Source organism: Vibrio sp. JC009 (assembly GCF_029016485.1).
Classification (GTDB): Bacteria; Pseudomonadota; Gammaproteobacteria; order Enterobacterales; family Vibrionaceae; genus Vibrio.
On the sequence record NZ_CP092106.1, the window covers coordinates 1667458 to 1688822 of the forward strand.

The 21365-nt window shown below is 45.1% G+C and carries 13 protein-coding genes; 3 read left to right on the forward strand and 10 right to left on the reverse strand.

The genetic code is table 11. From position 1 onward, the window contains the following. Positions 1 to 250 precede the first annotated feature (250 nt). The 9 genes from L3Q72_RS07685 to L3Q72_RS07725 form a co-directional block, all read right to left on the reverse strand. Positions 251 to 883 (reverse strand): GGDEF domain-containing protein, encoded by a 633-nt coding sequence (locus L3Q72_RS07685; protein ID WP_275129374.1) that lies wholly within the window; start codon positions 881 to 883, stop codon positions 251 to 253. Positions 884 to 928: 45 nt separating this feature from the next. Next, positions 929 to 2050: an ISAs1 family transposase gene (locus tag L3Q72_RS07690; RefSeq protein ID WP_275132085.1), complete on the reverse strand. Its 1122-nt coding sequence runs from the start codon at positions 2048 to 2050 to the stop codon at positions 929 to 931. A 461-nt stretch (positions 2051 to 2511) separates the two neighbouring features. Further along, entirely contained in the window at positions 2512 to 3252 is a 741-nt protein-coding gene (locus L3Q72_RS07695; RefSeq protein WP_275129375.1) for a transporter substrate-binding domain-containing protein, read from the reverse strand. A 249-nt stretch (positions 3253 to 3501) separates the two neighbouring features. Further along, entirely contained in the window at positions 3502 to 4995 is a 1494-nt protein-coding gene (locus L3Q72_RS07700; RefSeq protein WP_275129376.1) for a methyl-accepting chemotaxis protein, read from the reverse strand. A gap of 41 nt (positions 4996 to 5036) precedes the next feature. Next, positions 5037 to 5888 (reverse strand): transporter substrate-binding domain-containing protein, encoded by an 852-nt coding sequence (locus L3Q72_RS07705; protein WP_275129377.1) that lies wholly within the window; start codon positions 5886 to 5888, stop codon positions 5037 to 5039. A 302-nt stretch (positions 5889 to 6190) separates the two neighbouring features. After that, positions 6191 to 7243 (reverse strand): aldehyde reductase, encoded by a 1053-nt coding sequence (locus L3Q72_RS07710; protein ID WP_275129378.1) that lies wholly within the window; start codon positions 7241 to 7243, stop codon positions 6191 to 6193. Positions 7244 to 7454: 211 nt separating this feature from the next. After that, positions 7455 to 8423, reverse strand: coding sequence for a response regulator (locus L3Q72_RS07715; protein WP_275129379.1), 969 nt, complete (start codon positions 8421 to 8423; stop codon positions 7455 to 7457). Then, positions 8410 to 12462 carry a transporter substrate-binding domain-containing protein gene (locus tag L3Q72_RS07720; RefSeq protein ID WP_275129380.1) on the reverse strand — a complete coding sequence of 1351 codons (4053 nt, stop codon included), beginning with the start codon at positions 12460 to 12462 and terminating at the stop codon, positions 8410 to 8412. The genes L3Q72_RS07715 and L3Q72_RS07720 overlap by 14 nt, the downstream gene beginning before the upstream one ends. Before the next feature lie 158 nt (positions 12463 to 12620). Next, positions 12621 to 15890 (reverse strand): hypothetical protein, encoded by a 3270-nt coding sequence (locus tag L3Q72_RS07725; RefSeq protein ID WP_275129381.1) that lies wholly within the window; start codon positions 15888 to 15890, stop codon positions 12621 to 12623. A gap of 517 nt (positions 15891 to 16407) precedes the next feature. Between L3Q72_RS07725 and L3Q72_RS07730 the strand changes: the two genes are divergently transcribed. Genes L3Q72_RS07730 through L3Q72_RS07740 form a run of 3 tightly spaced genes read left to right on the forward strand, consistent with a single transcriptional unit; the run spans position 16408 to position 18861 of the window. Then, a complete protein-coding gene (locus tag L3Q72_RS07730; RefSeq protein ID WP_275129382.1) occupies positions 16408 to 16623 on the forward strand; it encodes a hypothetical protein in 216 nt (71 codons plus the stop codon). A gap of 35 nt (positions 16624 to 16658) precedes the next feature. Then, positions 16659 to 17690: an alcohol dehydrogenase catalytic domain-containing protein gene (locus tag L3Q72_RS07735; protein ID WP_275129383.1), complete on the forward strand. Its 1032-nt coding sequence runs from the start codon at positions 16659 to 16661 to the stop codon at positions 17688 to 17690. After that, positions 17680 to 18861 (forward strand): GGDEF domain-containing protein, encoded by a 1182-nt coding sequence (locus L3Q72_RS07740; protein WP_275129384.1) that lies wholly within the window; start codon positions 17680 to 17682, stop codon positions 18859 to 18861. Before L3Q72_RS07735 ends, L3Q72_RS07740 begins: the two co-directional genes overlap by 11 nt. A 186-nt stretch (positions 18862 to 19047) precedes the next feature. Here L3Q72_RS07740 and L3Q72_RS07745 read toward each other — a convergent pair whose 3' ends face one another. Beyond that, positions 19048 to 21345, reverse strand: a complete 2298-nt coding sequence (locus L3Q72_RS07745) for a bacteriohemerythrin (RefSeq protein WP_275129385.1) — start codon at positions 21343 to 21345, stop codon at positions 19048 to 19050. Positions 21346 to 21365: the final 20 nt, after the last annotated feature.

The window sequence follows — 21365 nt, forward strand, 5'->3', positions numbered from 1 at the left end:
GAGCTCTTCACTAGCGTGCAAGTTTCCAGCGAACAGGGATAGAAATACAGTTACGGAGAGAAGATGGTGCAGTCTCATATGAGTGTTATTTTATATCAATTGCGTAATAAGTTAATAATGGGGCACCAGGCTGCTTTGGTCAAATAAAAAAGCAATTACTCATAGCAACTCCTATACCATTTCTGCAGTCTGGGCAGACTCTTTAGTCACTGCCATAGAAGAATCATTAATTATCTGCCATGCATTTTTCCTATCTACATTGAACCTGATTTCGCCCGTTTTCTTTAGCATCAAATAGTGCTTTGTCGGCAAGAGCGTATAAGCACTCAATGTTGTTTGTTTCCTGTCCAAACTCGCATATTCCTACACTAACGGTGACCTGAACCGAATCTTCTTGGAAGGTAAAACGATGATCGCTAATCTGCTGACGAAGTTTTTCCATGATGCTTTTGGCCTCTTCAATACTCGTGTAAGGGAGCAATATGGCAAACTCCTCACCACCAATCCGTCCCACAGTGTCGGATTTTCGCAGGTGCTGTTTGAAATATTGTCCAAAGTATTTGAGAACTTCATCTCCTGATGGGTGGCCATAGGTATCATTAATGCTTTTGAATCTGTCGATATCCAAAATGGCCATCGTAGCTGTAGAATTAAAGCTGCGAATACGATCTATTTCTCCATTGGCTGTGAACCAAAAGTGTCGATGATTGTATAGTTGAGTGAGGTCATCTACATTTGCTTGCTTTTGAAGCTCTTTTTGCAATTCCAACCGCTTTCTGATTTCACGTTTAAGATAACCTCGCTCTTTTTCCAACGAAAGCTTCTGCCCGGTAGATACTTGGATATAGCGGCTTCGCCCATATTCAAGCCATGAAGTAATCATAAGTATGCAGAGATACGTGATGCAGCAGGGCAACCGCATGAGTGCTCAGCTTTTCGCCACCTGACTAAAACCTGCATTTAAAACGGTTTCCAGCATTGATGTATTCATCATGCATCGCTTTTGTTTTCCAACAATGCTCACCTTTGTCGGTTCAGCACGAAGCATATTCAGGCTCATATGACGCAGACAAGATAAGTTTTCTGCACCATGATCTTTATATATCTGGCAGGCGTCTTCACCCATACTGACATCAAGAACCCAATGCATGGACTCTATGCCCCAATGCTCTCTTACCGCTGCTAAGGCTTGCTCTGCGCTAAGAGCCTTGGAACTGATGTAGTAACGATATTCAAGGTCAACCGCTTTTCCTTTTTCAAGGCGGAAGTTCTCAACCATTACGATACTTTTCAGGCCTTTCCAGCGTGAGAAATTACCTCCAAGATCTTTGCTGTCAAAGACATAACATTGACGAGATTCAATACGTCCGTGTCCATTTTCTAAGGAGATTGTCTCTGGCATATTAGCCCGCTGAGCTGAAAAGGCATTTTCCACTGCTTTTCGGAGTTTCCCTTGATTACTTTTTACTGCAAGTAAGTAATCTCCACCTTTGTCTACAATGGCTTTGGCTATTTTGGTCTGGCATGCCATTGCATCAATCGTGACTAAAGCTCCTTTGATATCAAGCATTTCTATCAGCTCTGGGATCGCTGTTATCTCATTGCTTTTTTGATCGGTTTTGAGCTGTCCAAGCACCAATTTATTTGAGGAAGCATACGCACTAATCATATGGATGGTGCTGGCTCTATCTTCGCGGTTGTATGATCCACGAAGCGTTTTTCCGTCAATAGCTACCACTTGACCTTCTGTCAGCGTGTGTACCGATGACATCCAATTGACGAAACATTCATGAAACTGTTCAGGTTCAATAGTGGAGATAATTCGAGCGATGGTATCGTCGGCGGGAATACCTTCTATAAACAATCCATTACGTTTAAACCTGTCATGATGCCCAAGAATGTATTCTCGAATATCAAACCAACCTTTAGCACCTGCTATTACCGCACACAATGAGCCAAACAGGACATCAAATAGGCAATAAGTAACTTTTGCACTCTGACGTTGGTCGGTTATTGGTTGAAAATGTTCTTTGAAGTGGTCAATGTGTATGGTGTTCTCCCTAAAAGGAGAGTATATGATCACAGCTAGATGTGATCGTCAAATCGATCTTACTTTTTGCTTAAAAAATACTCACGATCTCACCCTGTGCTGTACATAGAAGTGCTATAAACTTTTTCATTCTACTGTCCTTTGCATCACGTTTATATAGGGTACGATTCACCTAATTGCGAATCTAAACATACCTTACAACAGTGAAACAATGGTTTCTTTTGACAGATTTAATAATCGTTTTACGTTTTTTTGTAAAACACTAATTTTGTGATAAAGGTACTATTTTTAGATATACCAACAAAACAGCAATATTAGCGATATGCTTTTATTAACAACGACTTATAGCGCCTCAAATAATGAAGAAGCGTGCTGGGTTCGCAACGTCCAAATTTAAAGCCGCATTCGCTCAGCAGCACTATCAATTGTAGTATTTACAACACCGGTCAACCGGCTTACTTTTAATCTATGTCCAATGAAGTCTGAGCTAAAAATTCCTCCACCATCCCCTCTTCCTTGATATTCTTAATTTCGTTAGCAAGGGGAGCAATCAGGCTCTTGTGCTCATCGCTTAAATACAGGTAGAGCTCATCACTACCAAGGCGGGTCACTCGGTATATTGACTTAAATTCCGGGTTATGAAGGTAAGGGACAACCAGAACTTCTGCGCCAACAAAAATATCTGAGCGACCTGCATTCAGTTTTTGAAGTCCCTGAAGAATTCTGGTCACAGAAGATAGCTGCTCTGCCGGTATAACCTCCTTCAGTTTTTGTGAAGGTACTGTGGCACCACGCTGATACTCAACCTTAAGGCTGGTATCTTTAAAACTATCCCAGCCATATATTTCATCATATAAAGCAGGAAGTTTTGCGTATGCAGCAAAAGAAACCGAAACAACGACTTCCGGCACTCTAATCTGGTGAGTGGTTATTGATTCGTAACTAATCGACCGGGCAGCCTGACCATCAACCCGGTACTGATTACCCTGCTCTCTGGCTCTTGCTGACGGAAAGTACTCCAGAGTTACTTCCAGCCCAATACGAGAAAAAAGTTCACTGTAATACAGGTCGAAAAACTTATAGGCCGGGGTTGATTCTTCGCTGGATATCGCAAGTGTCAGTACATCAGCCTCATTTGCAAAAGAGCAATGTATGGAAAGAAACATAGCAAACAGTCCAGCTCTGATCTGGCTAACTTTCATCTTATACCCTATTCAGAATCAAATACATCTTAGTTAACTAAGATTTTAGAAGGAATAATAACAAGCACCAAATCCATCCATGCAAATAGCTTGCAAATGGTGTCGGACTTTTCAGCGCTTTCCGCTCCTCTTTTGTCACTAAATCTCATACCAATACCACTGCTGCTTTAAAACAGATCTCCTCCATGACTTCTTTAACTAAATGACTTCCCTAGATTAATATTCAGGGTTAGGTTATACCCCGCGTAACTATAATTTAAACTTAGAAAGATCTGCCTGTATGCTGTCGCTTAGAGACTCAAGTTTAATGCTCAATTCTCCAACCTGTGCGGCATTATCAGTAACAGAAGTCGTAATATTATTGATTGCAACGACCTTTTCACTCACCTCTCCGGCAACCGCATTCTGCTGTTCAGTTGCGGTGGCGACCTGAGTGTTCATATCATTGATCTGTCTGATATCGGTAATAATATCTTCCAAAGACTGGATTGCTTGTGCTGACTCGTCGACCGTTTTTGTCAGGGTATCGCGTGTAGTATGCATCTGTTTGTTCGCCCCTTCGGAGCTTACTTGAAGGTCTTTGATAATCCCTTCAATCTCTTGGGTAGAAACTTGCGTTCTCTGCGCCAGAGCTCGTACTTCATCCGCAACCACAGCAAAGCCCCTGCCCTGCTCCCCGGCTCGTGCAGCTTCTATCGCAGCATTAAGCGCCAATAGGTTAGTCTGTTCAGCGATCCCTTTGATCACTTCAAGTACCGTGTTGATGTGTTCACTCTTATCTTTCAGTTCAGATATGGTGGTCGATGTGGCACTAATATCTTCACCCAAGTTGTGAATTTCCGCCACCGTCTTCTGTACGCTGCCATTACCCGCGATTGCCAAATCGTTACAGCTGGCTGTTTTATCCGCTGTGGTGTTGGCGTTGTTAGAAACCTCCTGTGTTGCAGAAGCCATCTGATTAAGCGCTGTTGCAACCTGTTCAATCTCACTAAGCTGCTGCTGAGTGGCAACAGCATTGTTATCTGCATTTGACTTAATCTGCTCGGCACACTGGGACAGCTCCTGCGCAGAGCTTACAATCCGGCTAACCAGACCGTGCAGGTTAGAAATGAACCGGTCAAAACCACTGGCAAGCACACCCACCTCGTCATTGCTCTGAATGTTCAGACGGCTTGTCAGATCACCTCCCCCCTGGGCAATTTCCGACATAGCATCAGCAACCTTCTGAATGGGATTGATAACCAGTTTGCTTAAGATTGCCCAGTTAGCGACCTGCAACGCGATAAGCAACACAATTGCGATCAGGATAAACATAACTCGTGCAGAGCTTAGCACTGCAGCATTGGCATCCAGACGATAGCTTACCTCGGCATATCCAATTTTTTTACCACCAGCCCAGAGTATCTCAATACTGTTAGTCGCTATATTTTCCGTTTCCGGCTTAGCTGCCGATTCAATGGCACTACCTATCGCTTTCCCTCTGTGATCAAATGCTTTGATCTCATGGATATATGGGAACTCAACGAAAGAGTTAAGAATATCTTCCGTCAGCACCGTATCGTAAGCAAACACAGCTTCCTTAAGCACAATAGACAAGGTTTGATCCGAGTCTTTCATCTGCGTGGCGAGTTCATCATCAAAATACTGCTTTGCCGTCAGATATCCCCCGAAAAAAATAACGACCATCACTATCAGGGAAATCCCCGTCAGAAACAGCATCGACTTTTGTTTTATCGAGTTCATTTTTAATGCCTCATTAGTAGGGAAATTATTAGGTTTTGTTCTTATAGTTTATTTACGTCCAGCCAGAACTCCGCACGGTCATACGGTGTATCCGGATGCATATTCTGGTTGTCGATTCTAAATACTGTACGCTGTTTAAGATTCGCTTTGTTCAGTACATCCTTAATCATCGGATGATTGAAAAACAGCTTGTCGAAACTGCCGTCAGAGATAGCTGTTTCGAATCCCTGGTAAATCTTGTCATGCAGCTCTCGATTCTCTTTATTAACAAAGAAATACATTGCGAACGGATACACCAACATCACATTCTTATCTACAACCAGATTTAACTCAGGACGGCTTTTCACCTCTGTCCATGGTTCATGTACAGCTCTTGGAAAGTAATCAAACCTGCCTCCCTCCAACATAGGGAAAAGGTTGCCATATTTGATGGTGGTAACAGTCGGAATCGCTGCATTTTTCAGAACCTTGGTATCGCCCCAAAAAGTCCCCTGGCCAGCGTTATATTTTTTTAGATCGCTTAGGGTTTTAATACGGGCAAACTTAGCCTGATCTTCCGAGCGGATAATAAAGATGCGGTGACCAAGCAAACCTTTCAAGATTGGAACCCTCACAGTCAGCATTCTCTGCTCCCTTTCTGGTGCCGCTCCCGCCCACATAACATCAATTCGGTTTGCCTCAACCTCATTAATTAAACGGGCATCATTTAACTTTTCTGAGCTCTGCTGATATTGAGTACCCGGCGCTGATTTGCTAAGTGCCAGTTGCAGTATTTCAAAGGTAAGCTCTTCTTTAGCGCCTTCAACTTTTTTTACGCGTATCGTCTCTGCGTGTACTAAGCAGCTGCTAGCGATTGCAAGTACACTTAATGGCAGGATTAGCCACTTCTTCATGATTTGGTTGCCTTAATTTAACAGTTCCACTAATTGTCTGTGATTTACTGAAACCTCATTATCACAAAGTAACAACATTAAGGTTTGATTATGTTGTTATATGTGCATTTATGTCAATATATGTAAACATATAAACACTCAAATCTTGATGTACTCTGAATTTTTCACTTCAATAGTGAACAAGCGTGAGCTACATATGGAATTTTGAAGTATAAAAAAAGGAGCCTTTTCGGGCTCCGGACACGTCAAAAGTCACTGACTAAAAATAGGCACTATGGTTACAATGAAATTCAATTTTAGAACTACTTTTCAAAAACTCGGTTATCGATCAACTGTTGGAAGAAATCTTCCATTGTTTCTTTTAATGGACGGTAAATGATGCCAAGTTCCCGCTTACTTTTTGAGTTATCTGCTTTCAGGTCGTAATTCACGTTATTACTGACAAACTTGCGGCTCATACCGTTCATCGGGCCCACCAGCCAGATCAGGAACTTAGGCAGTCTGCGACGTGGAATTGGGTATCTGTCACCGTACTTATCCAGCAAGGTTTCAGCAATGCCAAGGAAAGAGGAATCCGCCCCACTGATGATATAACGCCCGTTAGCTTTAGGATTAAAGCCTGCCTGAAAATGAGCTTCGGCCAGATCACGAACATCCACTGTACAGAAACCGATATGCGGCAGGCCAGCCTTCATGGTGCCATCACCCATCTGCTTCACAATAGTAAATGACTCTGAAGTCGCAGCTGGTTTAATGCCTGGGCCTAAAACGAAAGACGGGTTAATGGTCACCAGCTCCCAACGGTTCTGGGCTTTCTGCATTTCCCAGGCGGCCTGCTCGGCTACGGTTTTTGAGTAGGAATATGGGTTATGTTCAAGCGAGGATGAGCGGTTCCAGTGCTCTTCGGTAAGCGTCTGATTTGGCTTATCCTGCGCATCTTTGTTGTCACCATAAATTGCAGCACAACTACTGGTCACAACCACACGCTTTACTGATTCGGTACGGTTTGCAGAGCCCAGAACGTTACAGGTGCCTTTCAAAGCAGGATCTACCAACTCTTTTTGTGGGTCTTTGAAGTCCAGGAAGAATGGAGATGCAGTATGGTAAACCACTTCACAACCTTGCATCGCCTCGTCATAGGAACCTTCTGTCAGAAGATCCGCTTTGAAAAAGGTGATTTCACCTTCGGAATTATCAGCAAGTTCCTGAAGATAACCGACACGATCAGGGCTTGGGTTACGCACCGCCGCGTGAATGTGCAGGCCATTATCAAGCAGGGTTTTCACCAGCCAACCGGCTACATAGCCGGTTGCACCGGTAACAAGAACAGGGCGAGTTTTGTCTAAATTCAGCATTCTAGGCTCCACGTAATGTGTCATTGGTATGCCCATTAGTCTACTGACCTGAATATATTTTACGTAACCCAAAGACGCCAACATATTATCAAATTGTGCCATTTGAGGATTCAGAAGTGGCGTTTGTGTTTAGCTTTTCAAAGTACTCGCTGTACATTCCGGATTTCAGAAGACCCAGCAAATATCATAGGCATATCGACATCTTCCCCCCCTATTTCGAACGCCTATCCATAAAAAAGACGCTCCCCGGTGTCTCTTTCGCCTTCTTCTTAGTTTCCGCACAGGCATCATTTATCTCCACATATTCTTTATAAGCTCCGCGCGATAAATCAACTCCGGCCATGCTGATAGACATCAGGGGAAAGGTGACCTCTTCACCTATACGGTTAACCGAATGAATGCATTTTGCTTTCGCATCTTTTGTGGAATAGAACTGTGAGATGCCCTGGTCAAAGTGATGGATAACATCTGCTGCCACTTGATTTGCCTGATCGGAGGGAACAACCAGAACAAAATCATCGCCTCCGATATGGCCGATAAAAGCGCTATCGGATTTTGTCGCTTTAACGGCTTTTTGCAGGATGGTGGATGTGTACATGATTGCCAGATCCCCCTTAACAAAACCATACCTGTCATTAAAAGCTTTAAAGCTGTCTAAATCCGAATATATGATGCATGCCTCTTCATTTTTCTCTAACGCAAGGTTAATTCTATTGGCAATACTGTTATTTCCAGGAAGGCCGGTCATAGGATTTGCGTCCAGCGCAGCGCTATAAAGTCTCTTTAGTTCGAGAATGGCTTTGCGAAGTTTTATATGAGTCTCCACACGAGCCATCACAGTTGGAGGACAAATCGGCTTGGTGATAAAGTCCACCGCTCCTATGTCAAACCCTCTGATCTCATCTTCAGTCTGATTCATTGCTGTTATAAAAATAACCGGGATATCGCGGGTGGCTTCGTTCTCTTTTAACCGGCGGCAGACCTCATAACCGTCCATTTCCGGCATCATAATATCCAGCAGAATCAAGTCCGGAGGATTTTCACCGCTGGCGGCCTGAAGTGCTTTTTTTCCGCTTTTAGTGGCAATAACCTCATAGGTGGATTTCAGCAAATCAGTCAGCACGATCAGATTGTGCTTTTCATCGTCAACAATAAGAATTTTTCCATTACTGTTTATCATCTCTCCTCCCGGATATCACTTTTTGCAGTTCGGAAAGCGACTCTTCCGCTAAATCGAAATCAAAGTTACCAATGTGCTTTTTGATGTCATGAAGTAAGCCCTGCCCTTTGCTGTTGTCTAACAGCTCTTCAAGATAGGAAGCGGTATCCGCTGCGTTAACGTTCATCTGTTCCAGTTGTGAGCGCAATAATTCAAGCTTAGGGGCAATGAGTTTTGAATCGACCGGCACAAGCCCGGTCTCCGGATGTTTGTCATCCGCATTAATATCAGAAGCAGGTGCAATCTCGGACAGCTCATCCATTACCTTTTGCAGAGACCGGGCAAAATCCGGCAGCAGATCGTCATAAGCTTCGCCCGTCCGGTTTTTTAGGGCCAGCTCTAATTGTTGCGCTGATTTCTGTAACGCTTCTGCGCCTATTGAACCGGCAACCCCTTTAATCGTATGTGATAACCGCCGGGCTAAATCCAGGTTCTGATCTTGCACCGCCTGTCTGATTAACCGGGCATCATCATAATGCTCATGGTAGAAATCAATCAGCAGGCTCAGGTAAAGATCAGATTTACCATTTACCCGTCTCAGCCCCGACTCTGTTTTTATTTGTTTAAGCCCGGATAAGAGTGATAGTGCCTCTCCTTTCATAACTCTTAAATGAGGACTGCCTGTCACCCCGACAAGGCCAGGTGTAACCCACTTAGACAAAGTCTGAATCAGTCTGCCGGGGTCAATCGGTTTTGCGATGTGATCGTTCATCCCGGCTTCAATACACCTTGCTCGATCCTCAGGCATTGCATTGGCTGTCATGGCGATGATAGGTAAGTCAGCATATTTTGTGTTTTCCCGAATCGCCTGTGTAGCTTCAATGCCATCCAACTCCGGCATTTGTATGTCCATCAGGATGGCATCGAACTGGTTTTTATCCAGTATCGCCAGAACTTCCCGGCCATCACCAACCACAGTTACAGCCAGTCCGGCCTGAGTCAGAATTTCCTGCGCAACCTGCTGATTAATTCTGTTGTCTTCCGCTACCAACACGCGGGCGCCCTGGATGCTTTTTATCTTTTCAATTCTCCAGGCATCTGCCGGGGAATCACTGCTGCTTAGCCCGGATTCGCCTAAAAACAGTTCCATGATCACGTCAAGTAACGCTGAGTTGGTCACCGGCTTGGTCACTATCGCGTCAAATATAAACACCTTTTCGTCTTGCTGTACCCGCTCCCGGTCATAGGCTGCCACCATGATGATGGTCGGTAAATGCTTATGCTTCTGACGGCATTTTATCTGGCTGAGTGTTTCCAGCCCGTCCATTTCCGGCATATCCCAGTCCATCAGAATCAGTTGAAAAGGATCATGGGCAGGTGATGTATCCAGCATACGCAACGCAGCCTCACCAGAGTCAACGCAGCTCACCCGGAATGCAAAGGAGTTGAGGATCAGTGCCAAAGCATTGCGTGAACTCTCTGCATCATCCACAACCAGTACTTTAAGCTGATTTAGCTGAGCCAAACTCTGCGGCAGAGAGGCATGAAGCTGCGCCTGATCCAGTTTAAATACAGCGGTGAAAGCAAAGGTACTTCCGCCACCAGGCATACTGTTTTGCACCCAAATCTGACCATTCATCATTTCGGCCAGCTTTTTAGAAATCGCCAGTCCCAGCCCGGTACCGCCAAACCTTCTGGTGGTTGAACTATCGGCCTGGGAAAACAGCTCAAAGAGACCTTCTGTTTGTTCAGCCGTCATACCAACGCCGGTATCCTGCACCTCAAACCTCACTTCCACTTCATCTGGCGTTTTGGTTACCGGCTTAGTTCGTACAATAATCTCTCCTTTCTGGGTGAACTTAACCGCATTGGAAGTCAGGTTCAGCAGGATCTGCCCCAGCCGTAGCGGGTCGCCTATCAGATTTGCCGGTAAGTCTGTGTGGGTTTCAAATACCAGTTCCAGATTCTTCTCGTGGGCTTTAATGGCTATTAAATCGCTTAAGTCCTGCAAAACTTTGTCCAATTTAAACGGAATCGACTCCATGCTGAGCTTATCCGCTTCAATTTTTGAAAAGTCCAGAATATCGTTCACCAGTCCTAACAGGGACTGCGCGGCCCGGTAGACATTCTGGATATAATCCCTTTGCTTGGAATTTAAGTCTGTACCTAAGCACAGATGAGACATGCCGATAATGGCATTCATCGGCGTCCGGATTTCATGAGACATATTCGCCAGAAAATCGCTCTTTGCCTGTGTGGCAATTTCCGCTTTTCTCCTGGCGCTGTGAAGCGCTGATTCGGCCGCTTTTCGCTGTTGAATCTCATTTGTCAGCCTGCGGTTCCAGTAAACAAACAGTAAAAGAATCACTAAGATCGGAGTAATAACTTTGAACAATAACGAGTAATCAAATTCACGCACGTATTGCACAGAGACCCAGCGGTTAAAAATTTCCTGCCGTTTATATTCGGGAATCGCATCCAGTGCTTTTTGGATAATGCCGGCCAGCACAGGTTTGTCCTTATGGATTGCGATGGAAAGCTCGCTTTTAAATGGTGCTTCACCGGATATTTTCAGACCTAAGCTATGCTCTCTTCCCATAAGGTGACTGACGGCTACCAAAGCACCGATAAAAGCGTCAGCCTGATTTGCCTCAACAGCCTTAAGTCCCTGCGAGTAGTCTTTCACCGGATGAAGGATCAGATTCGGGTAATCTTGTTTCAGAATATCCTGAATGGCATAGCCATCAACTATTGCTACCCTTTTCCCGGCTAATGCATCCATTTCGTTGATATAGGGGTAATCGACCTGAGTGATGATTACCATGGGAAAAGTAAGATATGGCGTGGTGAAGTTCAGGTAAGACTCCCGCTCTGAATTTCGCATCGCTGCCGGTAGGATATCCAGTTCTCTCTTTTTCAGATCATCTATGGTTTCCGGCCAGGATTGCGGAGAACCGGATTCAAATTCAATCTGAAGTAAATCCGCAATCAGTGACATATAATCTGAGCTGATACCCCGGTACTTCCCCTGTTTGTCTGCATATTCTACCGGAGGGTAATCTCTGTCGTAGCCAATGCGAATCACAGGATTGCTCTTCAGCCACGCTAACTCCTGCGGAGCTAACGCTTTCAGAAAACGGGCCGAGGCCAATTCTGCGTTTTCAGTCAGGCGCTGACGTTCAGCGGGTTCGGTGGACAACTTAACGACCTGTGACGGTAACCAGCGTTCGAACAGTTTCCGTTTCTCTTCCAGTGGCATGGTTCTGAGGGCTTTATTCAGAATACTGGCCAGTTCAGGCCAGTCCTTACGCACGCCAAATCGCTGACCATTGGCACCATCGCCGTAAACTGAGGCCACTTCCAGGTTGGTGATACCGTTTGTTTCCGCTAAGTAAACATTGACCCCTAAACTTCCTACGTAGGCATCCGCTTTGCCCGTTGCAGCCGCTAAAAGCCCTTCTAAAGGAGTATCAACCATTAAAGGAACGACATCCGGGTGCTCTCTGATAACACGTTTTGATGAGTGGTAGCCGTTCACCAGCGCAACCCTATGCCCAGATAACTCAGATTCTGAGGAAACAGAACACTTATCACGACAGCGCATAATGACCAGAGGTGTCGGTAAATAGAGGTCGGTAAAATTAACAAAGCTTTCCCGCTCAGGCCGGTAAGACATGGTGAGCACCACATCAAGAGATTTTTCTTTTACTCCTTCAACAATCCCGGACCAGGACAAATCCGGCATGACTTCCATTTCTACATTCATGAGCGTGCTGAAATAGTCGGTGAACTCAAGAGCGATCCCCTGATACCCGCCACCGTCATCTTTAAAACTGTACGGAGCGAAGCCAGGGTCAACACCAAGACGTATGACCGGATGTGCATCAAGCCACGCCAGTTCTTTTGGGGTTAACTCATTCCGGAAAGCCTGATACCCCTGCACTCCGGGCTCTTCCGCGATGGCACTGTTTACCACGCCCGCCAAAGCGATAACAAAGCTTAACAGCACCGCCAGGCAGCGATGCAACAGAAGCCGGTTCCCTTTCGCTATTTTGCTCATTGATGTCTATCCAATATCTTTATAGATAGTATGGTCAATAATGCGCATAAGTTGGAGGTCAGGCTTAAATATTTCCTACCAGCCCGCCGCAGTGATAAAGAAAACCACAACGGCCACCGCTATGGTGGCCGTTGTTATTGAACAAAGAGTGAGACAGACTAAAACGTCACAACAAGCTCCGATACCATGCCATTTCTCAGGGCAACGGCATCTTCTCCTTTCACTTCAGACATCGTTTTACTCTCACCACCGACAAAAGTCAGCCGGTATTCTTTAACATCAAACTTATCAAAAGTATTCTCTCTGGAATGGTTCACATAAGTCACCTTAGTGCGACCCAGAAAGTTAAATGATACCTCGTTGTTTTCGTCAAAGAACTCGGCCGCAAGTGCAGGTTTCAGGTTCAGTGCCAGTTTATCACCATCCATAACAAAGGGTTGGCCACCAAACATCATCAGCGTCCACATATGCAGCATTTCTACCGTAGAGCCTGAAAGACGGGCAACAAATCCCTGGCCGTGAACCATAGGATCCGGGTTACATGTCGGCGCAATAAAGGAAGAGTTTTCCAGAATACTTCTGCCGTAAACCTCCGGATCCATAAAACAGATCAGGTTGGTTTTGATCTCTTCAAAGTACTCGCTGTACATTCCGGATTTCAGAAGGCCCAGCAAATATTTGTAGTTCATGTGCAGGAAGTTTGACTCGCGCTCAAGCCAGCCTTTGGTAAAGGCGCGGGCACGGCCGATTTCCATGCTCATCTCTTCCAGACATTCACTGGTTTTAAACTGCCCCAGCTCCTGGTCATAGATTCCCGTTTGCTTAATCTTGTTATAGGAATCCCGGTTTGCCGCCAAATCGCCTGATGTCTTCAGCAGCCTTGCCGGCGCTTCCAAAAATCGTGGCAGAACGTGAAGTTTAAACGCCTTAACCTTCGCCAGCGGCAGACCATAGTGACCCACTTTTGGCTGATCGTTTTCAACAATGGCTTCATGCTTCACCGCTTCATAATATAAGAAGGTTGGCAGGATGCCACCGGACAGCGTCTTCGCCTTTTCGATTCCTGCTTCCAGTTTGGTAACCATCTTATCCAGCAGAGCTGCGATATCCGTGACATCTACCTGCTCATCGTTGGATTCAACGGTAAATCTGACCGTTTCTCTGTAGCGCTCTCTTAAAGTCGAAACCTTATCCCAGTACTCAAAGCCCTGAACGTCGGAATCCAGTACATCCATTACGCTATTCACGTATGAGGTGAACTCTTTTGGCAGCAGCATTGCACCCCGGTTTTCTGCCGACGCCTGCAGGAAGCGGATCAGCCTCAGAAGTTCAACGGTTTCCGATACGCCGGAGCCAAACAGACCAGGCAGGCCATTCATCGCATCGTTCCAGCCCGGTTTGTCAGACTCCATTTCGATACCGATGCCTTCAGGATCCAGCGTGGCAAACTTATTAAAGGCCAGAGTAAACAGCTTGGTAAACAGGTTGGTCTTGATGATATTTCCGGATGCATCAAGAGCCCAGTTCGACCCCTTCAGGTCCATGCCAAGCTTTTCGACTTTTTCGTCATCATTATGCAAAAGGGATCCGTAACGCCTGATGCTGCCCTCTTTTGTAATAACGGTTTTTTCATCTCTGGGCACAACCGTAACCGGGGATGAATAATACTTATAATCAAAGTTATCAAACAAAAATTCCTGTTTAGTATCAGGATTCACCGCCAGGTAAGACTCCACCAGATCCAGAATATAAGTCCAGTGATCGACCCAGAAACCCTCGCCAAATGAGGCTTCAATATTCTGCTCAGCGTGTTTGAGGATATCCACCAGCAGGGTCATATCCTCTTTTTCTGATGTAATGCCTTCGTTGGACATTGTGTTGATGATAACGCCCGGAGTGAACTTTCCGGAAAGCACTTTTTCCATCACTTCAGGTTTGTTGCTGAAGTTTTCTGCAACCAGGGCTTTCACATCCGCGTTTTGGTTAAGCTCAAATGTTGAACCGTTAACACCCAGCGGGTTATAGCCATCCAGTTGAATCAGTGAAGCAAACAGCAGTACGTTGAAGTCACCAATTTTTGGATTAAATAGCGAATCAACACGGCGGTTCTGGCAAACATCGCGGAAATTACCGTTCCCCTGAGAGTAATACTCAGGAGCAACATTAAAGAAGTTGTAATCCCGCTCCAGGTCGCCGTGTTTTCTTGAAAAGATATGGTAAACGTGATTTTTGTCTTCAGTTTCAAATACCAGCGGATAGCCGCCTCTCAGAACATTGTCCAGATAGTTCTGTTTGATATATTCATCAAACACAGGGTTTGCTGTTTTACATTCAACATCTTTTACCAGATCGCTGATAACCAGCTCTGATTCCGCTTGTTTTAAATCAAAATACTCGTCAGACACCATACCGGATACTTTGGCGTTAAGAAGGTCAACATCCTGCGCGTGACCGATAATGGTTCTTAAAGTAAATGTTTCGTTAGCGGCTAATTCCACTTCTGCCGGAGAGAAACCCACAGGGATCTTGTTCGCGGTGATCTGCTCTTTGGCATAAAGATTCGCTATTGAGTTCGCGGCAAATGAAACCGGCGTTGTCATCGAGTTGTCGTGGCCGAATACCAGAGCGCCGTCAACAATCGGCTTAATCAGCTTCTGGTTTGCAAACGACAGATAGAAGTTACCCTTGTCAAGCGTACCGACTTCCGCGCTATCTGAAGTGGTGGATCGCATTTTGAAAAATGGAACCTCTTTGTCCATATTGAAGACATCCATCCAGCTTCTCATCAGATTGGACATCTCTTTAAACAGTGAGTTAGACGTGCCGTAAGGCAAAATTTGTGAAATACCGTCAAGCAGCTCAAAGCTGCGCGCTTTACCCGATAAGTCGGTCACTTCAACCTTTCGCATAATCGCAGCCAGGTTGTCATTTGGAAGACCGAAATAGGTCACTTTAACAAACAGACCTAAATCGCGGTTTTCCTCAGTGATCTTAAACTGGCCGCGTTTAATGTACATTTTTCTGCTGGTATCCGCCGTTCTCTGCGGACCAAAGAACTCATAAACCTCGCCATCTGTTTTAATAAAGGTTCTGAAGCCAACCCGGCTTACGTTTTGGTAGGCGGTTACAGCAGGCGAAAATTCCAGAATAGGATTTTCCTTGTTCTCAACACCAAAAGAACATAAGCCCTGCCCTCTGTTTACATAAAAAGCCCATAGCGGTACGCCTTTCTTACCAGCCAGACCAGGCAAAAAAGATGAGAATGTTTTCTTTAAATCGTAATCATTGATTACGAACTCTTCATTTTCTAAATAGTATTCTTTGTTCATAGTAAGTCCGTTGCCTATCTGCTTCTGCACGACAACAAAAGAAAGCGCTTTCTTTTGTTGTCGTGCGAAAGATACACCTAACCCCTGCTTTAAGTCCATTAAAAAATAGAAACCCTGTAGCAAAAGTGTGTCCTTCGACAAGCATAAAAACATTTAACCAGATATTTCAGCGAATTATAGGATTCGCCAGATTATAACTTCTGACAACAGCAAACTAGGTATTGACAAAAATCCAGCCACTCATGCCGTAAACGTCAAAAATACACAGAAAGCGCTTTCATATCTTATAAAACGAGAAATAAACTTATACAGAAAATGACCAGCCGCAATCCTGAGGCCACAAGTAAAAATCAGAACCAAGCTCCTGTTTGCACCCCAACGTGACCGGGTTAACCTTTTCCACCTACGCTTACTGATAGTAAGGATTTCGTTTCTGATTTCCTAACTTCTGTCACATAAAAAGCCCATCAAGCTTATTACATTAGGTTTTAAAACGTTCGGCGATCAAAACTTATTAATATATTTACAGACCGAAATAAAGCTTGTACTAAAAACTGCAATTTCAGATAAACAAAACAACAGAAATGCAGGGGTTGGTAGTGTGCAAGGAGCAGTTATGAGCAAAGATAAAGTGACCGGATTTACCGTAAGTTGGGGCAACTCAGAAGGTGGCGATTTACTGTTAAGCCTTGAAGGGTTAAAGAAATACGCGCTGGAAATCAGTAACGAACAGGAGATGGACGCGCTAACCAGTCAGCTACGCAATCAGCCGTACAGTTACTTTGACAGCGCTGAAAGAAAATTAATTTTTACAACCGAGCCAATTAACTAATATTAAATAATAAAGCAGAAACTAGAGAGGGCTCAATGAAAGCATTGATGTTTTACGACCGCAGGGATATCCGGCTTGAGGATATTCCTGTTCCGTCGTTAAAAGATGACGAAGTATTGATCCGGGTAACCGCTGCCGGGCTCAGTCAGTCCCAGATTAGCGAGTTTATTGAAGGCCCCTTCATATTAAACTCAGAACCTCACCCTAAAACCGGTGTCGGCATCCCTATGATTCCAAGCCAGGAGTATGGCGGAACCATCACAGAAGTCGGAAACGGCGTTTTACAGGATTTAATTGGCAAAACCGTTGCTGTTCTGCCTCTTATTTATTGCGGCGAATGTGAAGACTGTAAAGCAGGAAATGTCTATTACTGCAAAGAGAAAGCCTATTACGGCCTTGTCGGTGCTCATGGCGGATTCTGTGAATATTCAGCAGTAAAAGCCGACAATATCATTGAAGTTCATAAGCCTGAACTCCTTACTTTTGTAGAACCCCTTCTGGTGGCAACCCACTCTTACAACAGATACAAGCAGGATATTTCAGATAAAAAAGTGCTGATACTTGGCGCCGGAGCGGTGGGAGTATCCTGCGCAGCATTCTGGAAAAAGATGGGGGCTAAAAGCCTGCATCTGTATGAACATCTGCCTGAGCGTCTGTCTAAAGCCAAAGCATGCGGTATCGACGTGATCGAGAACATGGAAGATATCAGGCAGGAGTACGATGTGGTTATCGACGCCGCCGGTAAAGATGCGTTTCATACCACACAGGCCTTTGAGCAGGCTCACTTATTCCTTAAACCAGGAGGCAACGTAATCTTAATCGGCACCTACTTCTCACCTCTGGAAGTGCTGCCACTCAATATGCTGGTCAACGAAATCTCTTATGTGCCCTCTTATATGTACGATCTGAAAGATGTTCGTCTGCTTGAGGAGGTTTTACATGATCTGGATTTTGACTTTGACTCATTGATTAAACGAATAAATTTCGACAATATCGTTCAGGAAGGCTACTATCAGGCAGAGTTAGACCGAGATACCTTCGTAAGGATTGTGACTAGTGCCGGATAAATCCAACCCGATAAATTTGCTGGTAAGTTCCATAAAAGATGTAGAGGTTATTTCTTTGGGCAGCTCAAAAGAGAGTCTGCCCGAAGACCATCTGGCATTTCCGTTAAAATCCGTAGGCCTCTATTTTGGTATTAAGCCCGGCACCACACCGGAGCAACAATTTCATATCAGGGAAAAGCTGAACGACTGCATCGTCGCATTAGATCATCACAGTGAACTGGCTCAGAAGTATACTGTGTTAAAGCGTGATTCACACAGCCTGCTTGAAGCCTCTGCGCAGAGTAATTTTGAAAGTCAGCTCCTTCAGAATCTGGCCACTTTTTTAGGCAATACCGATCAGTTTGGCGTAGTTAAAAATGAGCAGGTATTGCTGTCAGAATCACTAAGTGAACATACAGTAAAAATCATCTCTCTTCAGCTCGCCTCCCGGGATGAACACTCAATCCGGGTATCAACCGGTGAGCTGTACGCCTGCCGATATGAAGGCTATGTGGTTATTGTTGAGCGCAGTAAACCATTATCAGAGACAGAAAAGAAGCATATAAAGCTGACGCTCAAGTATATTACGCTGCAACAGGCGCAAGCTTCTTTGGATCAGGCAATGAAACTGCTTCTGGATAACTGGAGTGATTCTGACGCTTACATTGCCCATAGCGTAGAAGTGACTCTGCAAAAGAGCCTGGATAATCTGGTTAAAGAGGCTTCGGTTGATCCGCTCACCCTGGCTTTTAACCGCCGTTACGTTAACCGGCATGTAGAGAACCTGAATAAACAGGAAATCCCCTTCTCAGTGATAATTACCGATATCGACCACTTCAAAAAGGTGAACGATACCTTCGGTCACGACGTTGGCGATCAAATCCTGTGTGAGTTCGTGGATATTATGAACAGGCACAGCCAGCCGGGCGATATCGTAGGCCGCTGGGGTGGCGAAGAATTTATCATGATTCTGCAAACTGAGTGCTCTGAAGATGCCATTCAAAGAGCAGAAAAGATTCGTAGTGAAATCAGTGTCTATAAGTTCAGTTCCGGCACCGGAATCACAGCAAGTTTCGGCGTTTCGAATCAGTCTCCGGCCAAAGAAGACTTTATAGAATTGGTACGAGAAGCCGACAAAGCGCTCTACCGGGCGAAGCAAACCGGCCGCAATCGCGTCGAGCTAAAACAGTAATCTCCACTGGTTGTACAATGCATGGTTAAATCACAAAAGTTTTAACTCATTCGAAACAACCCCTCCCAGCCTCCCCTTCGATGTTACTTCTTCGAAAACCTGGCCTTTCGAGGCTAAGGGGAGGAGCATTCTTTGACCCCTTAAATTGGAGTATAAGAGGCAGGCCGATAATGCGGGGAGTTTCTGCTAGTTTTTCTCAGCTATACAAGGGTGAAAGGACTCATTTAACTCCATCAGGTCGAGAATAGGTACAGGCTTACTGTACAAATACCCCTGATAAGACAGACAGCCATGCGTTCCCAGATAACTTCTCTGTTTCTGGGTCTCTACCCCTTCAGCAATCACATCGATACCCAGTGCATTCGCCATCAGAATAATGGTTTTTACAATAGACTGGTCATTAAGGTTAGATTCAAGTTCAGAGACAAAAGAGCGGTCTATTTTTAACTGACTTAGAGGCAGTTGCTTCAGGTACTGAAGCGAAGAGTAACCGGTGCCAAAGTCATCCAGTGAGAACTGGATCCCCTGCTCTTTTAGCTTCTCCATATGTGAGATGGTGGTTTCCATATCGTCAACCAGCATGGTCTCTGTCAGTTCAATCTTAAGCTTGCCTTTCTCAACACCATATTTAGTCATCAGCTCACTGATTTTAAACACAAAATCAGGCTGGCGGAACTGTTTGTAACTGACGTTAACGGAAAGTGTCAGATGAGATGTAGAGCGGTTTTGCTGCCATTTTTTCAGTTGCTGACAGGCGCTCTCCACCACCCAGTCACCAATTGGCACAATAAGTCCGGTTTCCTCTGCAAGCGGAATAAAACTGTCGGGACTAATTAGTCCGTCTTCAGGATGGGTCCAGCGGATCAGAGCCTCAGCTCCGGTAATATTATTATGGGTGTCTATCTGAGGCTGATAATAAAGTTCAAAATGCTTGTTTGTTATGGCTTTTCGCAGCTCAGATTCAAGCCTCAGCCGCTCGGAGATCTCCTGCTGCATCATAGGATCATAAAAGCAGGCGGAGTTTTTCCCCGACTGTTTCGCCTGATACATGGCAATATCGGCAAACTTCATCAAATCCAGCGATGGTACAGAATTGTCGTTAAACAGCGCCATACCGATACTGGCACTGGAGTTAAACTGCAGATTATTGATTTCGTATGGAACTGAGGTGACACGACGGATTTTGTCCGCAACCAGTTCCGTTCTGGATGCGGCTTCTATTTCATCGCTGCTTAAATCAGAAAGAATCACCACAAACTCATCGCCGCCAATACGGGCAAGAGTATCGCCTTTGCGGATACACTGCTGGATTTTACGGGCGGCCTGTTTAAGCAGAAGGTCGCCATAGTCATGGCCGTGGCTGTCGTTAATGGTTTTAAAGTTATCGATATCGATAAATAACAGCGCATTGTATTTATCATTACGCTCTCCTACGGCGAGCGAGTGATTAAGCCTGTCCAGAAGTAAACGGCGGTTTGGCAGCATGGTTAGCGGGTCATAATAAGCAAGCTTAACAATCTTTTGCTCATTTTCTTTCTGCTCGGTGATATCCCGTACAAACCCTTCCAGTTTCTCTGGAACACCGTCCTCATTATGAACGATCTGCCCCCGGCACTCTATCCAGCGCAATTCGCCATCGCTCGGGCGCGTGATCTTATACTCCATCCGGTGCTCCTGCCCGGTTTCGAAGCTTCGCTGAAGCGATGTTTCAAACGGCTCATGATACTGCTCCAGCATGATTGTTCGAAGTGAGTCGGGGCCCGGAGCAACCGTCATTTCCAGCCCGAATATCTTGTAAATTTGCGGTGACCAGTCGACAGCCCCTTCTTTAGTAAAAGACCAGCTACCAATCTTTGCGTAGTTCATTGCTTCCTGAAGGTGCTGCTCACTGTCGCTTAACTGCTTAAGTGTTTTATCCCCTGCTTGAATTTCACGCATCAGACGGATGGTATTCGCCGAAAGCGTTTTATAAGCCGCCAGAATGATATCTATCGTCTCTTTTGCTGAACCTTGCATCTGTTGCTCAGCCCATAAGCTTGCTTCTTCGATGGACTTGCCTGATTGAAAACCTTCAACCAGAAGCGCCATTTGCTTATCACTTTCAAGAATATGGGAGGCTAACCAGCTTGCCAGAAAGGACAATAACTCCTCAAGCCACTCCTCCTCGGACTGCTCTGAGGCCTGAGCTTTTAGATCAACCACACTCTGAATAAATCGGTTGTGACTGTTACGATGTTGTTCGGTGTGCGCATTTTCGGGTAATGAATCCAGCCAGAAACTGTCTTCGGAGCTAAAGTGATAGGCCGCATAATCGACCAACTCGCCGATCAGAGAATCCAGCTCTACATGGGAGCGCTGCAGCGTAACATAACTGGCAACTTTATTAAGGATACTGACAAGGTGCCTGTGCTGCCGGTCAATTTCGGCAACCCCGGTATTAAAATTATCATTCCAGGGGAAAATATCTACATGATTTTCAAGCATTAAAATAAAGCCTTTCTATT

Coding starts and splice junctions, on each gene's coding strand:
- L3Q72_RS07685 (WP_275129374.1), bottom strand. CDS start 883: ATGATTACTTCATGGCTTGAATATGGGCGAAGCCGCTATATCCAAGTA.
- L3Q72_RS07695 (WP_275129375.1), bottom strand. CDS start 3,252: ATGAAAGTTAGCCAGATCAGAGCTGGACTGTTTGCTATGTTTCTTTCC.
- L3Q72_RS07700 (WP_275129376.1), bottom strand. CDS start 4,995: ATGAACTCGATAAAACAAAAGTCGATGCTGTTTCTGACGGGGATTTCC.
- L3Q72_RS07705 (WP_275129377.1), bottom strand. CDS start 5,888: ATGAAGAAGTGGCTAATCCTGCCATTAAGTGTACTTGCAATCGCTAGC.
- L3Q72_RS07710 (WP_275129378.1), bottom strand. CDS start 7,243: ATGCTGAATTTAGACAAAACTCGCCCTGTTCTTGTTACCGGTGCAACC.
- L3Q72_RS07715 (WP_275129379.1), bottom strand. CDS start 8,423: ATGATAAACAGTAATGGAAAAATTCTTATTGTTGACGATGAAAAGCAC.
- L3Q72_RS07720 (WP_275129380.1), bottom strand. CDS start 12,462: ATGAGCAAAATAGCGAAAGGGAACCGGCTTCTGTTGCATCGCTGCCTG.
- L3Q72_RS07725 (WP_275129381.1), bottom strand. CDS start 15,890: ATGGACTTAAAGCAGGGGTTAGGTGTATCTTTCGCACGACAACAAAAG.
- L3Q72_RS07730 (WP_275129382.1), top strand. CDS start 16,408: ATGAGCAAAGATAAAGTGACCGGATTTACCGTAAGTTGGGGCAACTCA.
- L3Q72_RS07735 (WP_275129383.1), top strand. CDS start 16,659: ATGAAAGCATTGATGTTTTACGACCGCAGGGATATCCGGCTTGAGGAT.
- L3Q72_RS07745 (WP_275129385.1), bottom strand. CDS start 21,345: ATGCTTGAAAATCATGTAGATATTTTCCCCTGGAATGATAATTTTAAT.